This window comes from uncultured Frigoribacterium sp. (genome assembly GCF_963515265.1).
Taxonomy (GTDB): domain Bacteria; phylum Actinomycetota; class Actinomycetes; order Actinomycetales; family Microbacteriaceae; genus Frigoribacterium.
In genome coordinates, this window is sequence record NZ_CAUPYL010000187.1 from 1 (window position 1) to 5,007 (window position 5,007).

At 74.7% G+C, this 5,007-nt stretch carries 4 protein-coding genes; 1 reads left to right on the forward strand and 3 read right to left on the reverse strand.

Annotated features, from left to right (window positions below):
- The coding region (locus tag RWM17_RS12140; RefSeq protein ID WP_314104029.1) for a class I SAM-dependent methyltransferase at nt 1-642 on the forward strand (642 nt) is incomplete at its 5' end.
- A gap of 235 nt (nt 643-877) precedes the next feature.
- Here RWM17_RS12140 and deoC read toward each other — a convergent pair.
- The 3 genes from deoC to RWM17_RS12155 are packed head-to-tail and all read right to left on the reverse strand — an operon-like array spanning nt 878 to nt 4,589.
- On the reverse strand, nt 878-1,576 hold the full coding sequence (gene deoC, locus RWM17_RS12145; RefSeq protein WP_314104030.1) for a deoxyribose-phosphate aldolase: 699 nt from the start codon (nt 1,574-1,576) through the stop codon (nt 878-880).
- Nucleotides 1,573-3,210, reverse strand: a complete 1,638-nt coding sequence (locus tag RWM17_RS12150) for a GMC family oxidoreductase (protein ID WP_314104031.1) — start codon at nt 3,208-3,210, stop codon at nt 1,573-1,575. Before RWM17_RS12150 ends, deoC begins: the two co-directional genes overlap by 4 nt.
- Nucleotides 3,207-4,589, reverse strand: a complete 1,383-nt coding sequence (locus RWM17_RS12155; RefSeq protein WP_314104032.1) for an alpha/beta fold hydrolase — start codon at nt 4,587-4,589, stop codon at nt 3,207-3,209. Before RWM17_RS12155 ends, RWM17_RS12150 begins: the two co-directional genes overlap by 4 nt.
- Nucleotides 4,590-5,007: the final 418 nt, after the last annotated feature.

Here is a 5,007-nt window from a genome sequence, read left to right on the forward strand (position 1 = left end):
GCCGAGGCGGGCGCGGGCGCAGGTGCGGGTGCGGGTGCGGACGCCGTCCGTGCGGCCTACGCCGAACGCGCCGGCGAGTACGCGGCAGCGCTCGGCTCGATGAGCACGGTGCACCCCGACGACCTCGACCTCGTCACCCGCTGGGCCGGGGGCCTCGACGGCCCCGTGCTCGACCTCGGATGCGGTCCGGGCCACTGGACGGCGTTGCTCGCGCGGCGCGGCGGGCTCGACGTGTCCGGAGCCGACCCCGTGCCCGCGTTCGTGCAGCACGCCCGACGCACGCACCCGGGCGTCCGCTACGAGGTCGGCTCGGCGGAGCACCTGCGGGCCGCCGACGGGAGCCTGGGCGGGGTGCTCGCGTGGTACTCGCTGATCCACCACGCTCCGGACGCGATCGGGGAGCCGTTGCGCGAGATCGCGCGCGTCCTGCGGCCGGGCGGGCGCCTCCTCGTGGGGTTCTTCGAGGCGTCGGCGCTCGAGCCGTTCGACCACGCGGTCGTGAGTGCCTGGCGCTGGCCGGTCGACGAGCTCGCCGCACAGCTCGGGTCAGCGGGGCTCGCCGTCCTCGAGACGACGACGCGCACCGACCCCGACTCACGCCCGCACGCGGCCCTGATCGCCGAGCACCGCATCGGCCGCTGACCGGGAAGCCCCTGCGCGGCCTGCGCAGCCCGGGCTCGGACACCGCCGAGTGGACGCGACACCGGCGAACGACGAGGTGTTCCGTTCACTCGGCGGCGTCAGGGGGAACAAGCGGCAGGCGGCAGGTGGCAGACGGCAGGCGGCAGGCGGCAGGGAACGACGCTGCCGGACGGCCGGACGCCCCGCCGCCGGGGAGGCAGCGGGGCGTCCGGCCGAGCGGGAATGCTCGGTGCGACTAGTACGAACCGGCCCCCGAGGAGGCGGCGGCCGAGTCGGCGAGGAGCGCCCGCGACCCCGAGACGCCCAGGCGCGTGGCGCCGGCGGCGACGTACTTCTGCGCGTCGGCGAGGGTGCGCACGCCGCCCGAGGCCTTGACGCCGAGGCGCCCGCCGACGGTCTCGGCCATCAGCTTGACCGCGTGCTCGGAGGCACCGCCGGCCGGGTGGAACCCGGTCGAGGTCTTGACGAAGTCGGCACCGGCGGACTCGGCGGCCTTGCAGGCACCGACGATGGCGTCGTCGCTCAGCGCTGCCGACTCGATGATGACCTTGAGCACGGTCGGGGCCGGGACGGCCTGGCGGACGGCGGCGATGTCCTCCTCGAGGGAGGCGTAGTCGCCGGCGACCGCGGCGCCGACGTCGATCACCATGTCGACCTCGTCGGCCCCGGCACGGACGGCCTCGGCCGCCTCGGCGGCCTTGACCGCGGAGGTGTGCTTGCCGCTGGGGAACCCGGCGACGACGGCGACCTTGAGGTCGGCGCCCTCGGGCAGCACGAGGGGCAGCATCGACGGCGAGACGCAGACCGAGTACGTGCCGAGCTCGACGGCCTCGGCGATCAGGGCGTCGACGTCGGCGCGGGTCGCCTCGGGCTTGAGGAGGGTGTGGTCGATGAGGCGCGCCGCGTCGGCGCTGGTGAGGGTCGTCTCGGTCATGAGACCAGGGTACGGCGGTCGACCGCACCGTCCGGCGCCGCGTCGCCGTCGGCCCCGCCGTCCCGGACCTCGACGACCGAGGCCGTCGGGTGCTGGGCGAGGAACCGGTCAGCCGTGCGGAGCGACATCGCCATCTGCAGCAGGGCGGGGTTCGCCACGACGGCGCTGGGGAACGTCGAGTTGTCGCAGACCCACAGGTTGGCCACGTCGAAGCTGCGGCCGTCGGGGTCGACCACGGCGTCGGCCGCGTCGTCGCCCATGCGGCAGGTGCCGAGGGTGTGCGCCGTCCGGGCCAGGACCCGGATGTCGGTGCCGCCCGCGGCCTCGACGATCGACCTCATGGTGCGGATCGCGTGCTCGTCGATGGCCTGCTCGTTCGGGCCCGCCGTGAACAAGATGCGCGCCTTGGGCACGCCGACCCCGTCGAGCTCGTCCGACAGCACGAGGCGGTTCTCGTCGCTCGGCAGGCACTCGGCGTTGATGCCGATGCCCGCCAGGTGCCGGTACCCGCCGATGACGTCGGCCAGCTCGTCGCCCCAGAGCCCCCCGCCGCGCACCAGCGTCGTGGCGAGCGTGAGCGGAGGCACGCCCAGGCTCTGGATGAGGTAGCCGCCCACGAAGTCGGCGTCCGCCGGCGCCCTCAGGTCTTCGGTGATGATCGACGACGGGTAGCCGCGGTGCCCGCGCATCTCGCCCGCGAAGGTGCCCCAGACCTGGGTCGCGCCGTGCGCCATGAAGTTGCGACCGACTTGGCCGCTGCTGTTCGCGAGGCCGGTGTGCAGCAGCAGCCGCGGGGTCTCGACGCCGCCGGCGCAGAGGAACAGGGCCGCGGTGCGCTGCCGGTGCTCGACGCCGTCGTGCACGTAGACGACGGCCGTGACCTCGCCGTTCTCGTCGGTGTCGATGCCCGTCACCGTCGAGTCGGGCCGGATCTCGGCGCCGTGGGCGACCGCGCTGGGCAGGTACGTGACGTCCATGCTGACCTTGGCGCCGTTGCGGCAGCCCTGGTGGCAGCTGCCGCAGCTGACGCAGGCGTGGCGGAGGCCGGCGTGCTCCTGGTGGTGATCGTGCGTGATGAGTGCCTCAGGGGCGTCGGCCGTGCGGATCCCGACGACGTCGCAGCCGCGCACCATCATGTCGGCCGCCGCGTTCCGCCCCGCGGGCGGGTACGCGTAGTGCCGTGTGGGATCCCACGGGTAGTCGCTCGGCCCGGAGACGCCGACGAAGGCCTCGACCTGCTCGATGTAGCGCGTGACCTCGGCGGAGTCGACGGGCCAGTCGACCCCCTGGCCCGTGACGGTCTTCAGGTGCAGGTCGCGCTCGTCGGGCCGGGGCACGAAGGCGCCCCAGTGCAGGGTCGAGCCGCCGACGCCGCGACCCGAGTTGTTCGGGCCGAAGGCGTTCGGGTCCTCGCCGTCGCTGAGGCGCTCGTCCATCCAGTTGATGGCCGTGCCCGCGTCCTCGTCGTTCGTGTACAGCTCGGGATCGAAGTTGGGCCCCGCCTCGATCGCGACGACGCGCAGGCCGGCCGCCGCCAGCTTCGCCAGCAGGGGCGCGCCTCCGGCTCCGGTGCCCACGACGACGGCGTCCACGACCTCGTCGTGCCCGTAGGTGGTCATGTCGTCGAGCTTCATCGTGCTGCCTCCATGGTCGGTTCCCACGCTTCTCGGGCATCGGCGGCCAGCAGCTGGAAGCCCTGGAAGCGCGGCCCGTCGCCGCCGTTCGCGTAGCCGTCGTAGCCGATGCGCGACATCGTCGCCGGGTGCGAGAGCCAGGTGCGGACGAGGTCGACCCGGCAGTCCTCGAACCAGAGCGTCATCTGCTCGGCCGTGAAGTCGTCGGACCGGGGCTCGTGCTCGCCGGCGATGATCGCGGTGACGAGGGCGTCCTGCTCGGCCCGTGACAGGTCGCCGAAGCCGGCCAGCTCGTCGAGCCCGCGGCGGTAGGCGTCGGGGTCGGGCGGCAGGGCGGCGTTCCGCCAGCCGTCGCCGCGGCCGGAGCCGACCTGAGCGTCGACGCGGGCGGCGAGGTCGATCCCCTGACGCGGCTCGGGTGCGCGCTGCGGCACGATGCGGTCGCTCAGCTCACGCAGAGTGCGCAGCTGGACCTCGTCGAGCACGACGGGGGCGTAGCGCGGGTCGTCGGCGAGCACCCGTCGGGCGTGCAGCGCGCGGGTCTGTGTGCTGACGCGAGAGGAGGCGAGGGTGCGGACCACGTCGACGGGCACGACCGGGCCGGTGCCGGCCTCGTCGCGCCAGAAGTCGCGGATCGCGGCGGCGACCTCGTCGGGGCGCTCGAGGGGCAGCAGGTGCCCCGCGCCCTCGAGCACGTGCACCTGGGCCCGCGGGTAGACGCGGCCGTTGAGCTCGCGCTGGGCCGCCTCGCCGAGGTCGCCGTCGCTGCCGCCCGCGAGGATCACGGCGGGAACGTCGAGCACGCCCACCGCTTCTGACCAGTCTTCTCGGCTGCCGCGGTCGAACCAGGCCGTCCAGGCCTCGGCGGAGGCGCGCTGCACGTCGCCGACGGCGGTCGCGTCGGACGTCGGGTCGAGCGGCGCACCGACGTTCGCGTCGACGAACGCACGTGCCGACGCCGCGTCGAGCGCCCCTCCGTCGGCCATCGCGCGCTTCTCGGCACGGTCGTCGTCGCTCATCGGCTCGGGGGTCGGCGGCGAGGCCGCGAGCAGCACGACGCCGCTCAGGCCGAAGAGCCCGTGTTCGCCGGCGAGGGCGCGGGAGGCCACGACGGACGCGATCTTGCCGCCCATGCTGTGGCCCACCAGCAGCCAGCGACCCGGCGCGTGACGGCGGACCTTGCGGACGACCAGGGCGGCCATGTCGTCGACCGAGACGCCGGAGGCGGCGCTCGCGTCGCCGAAGCCGGGCAGGTCGAGCGCGACCACGTCGGCCGTGTCGGCGAGCCGTGCCGCGACGCCGTCGAACTCACGGGCGCTCGTGCCCAGGGCGTGCAGGAAGAAGATCGTCGGACGGGCAGCGTCGACGGGTGTGTTCACGGGTGCTCCTCGAAGGGCCTCGGCGCGGTGCCCCCGGGCAGCGGGGGCACGTCGGACACTACGAGGCACCGCCGACACTACGAACGCACGCCTGACCGGCCTCCCAGCCTGCCGCCTCCTGCCGGGGTACGTCGCCTCCTCGAACTGTGTGTCGGCGGGTTCCCGTGGCCGTCGGCGGGTCAGCGCCGACCCGCCGGGGACGACGGGAACGCGCCGACACCAGTCACGACCCGCCCGGGACGACGGGGACCCGCCGACACCAGTCACGACCCGCCCGGCATGACAGGGACCCGCCGACACACGCTCTGGCCCGCCCCGCCCCGCGCGACAGCGACCCGCCGACATGCGGAGGCCGGGTCGCGGCGGGTCATGCCCGGGTCACGCCCGGTCGTGCGGGCTCAGGCGGCGGGCTCAGGCC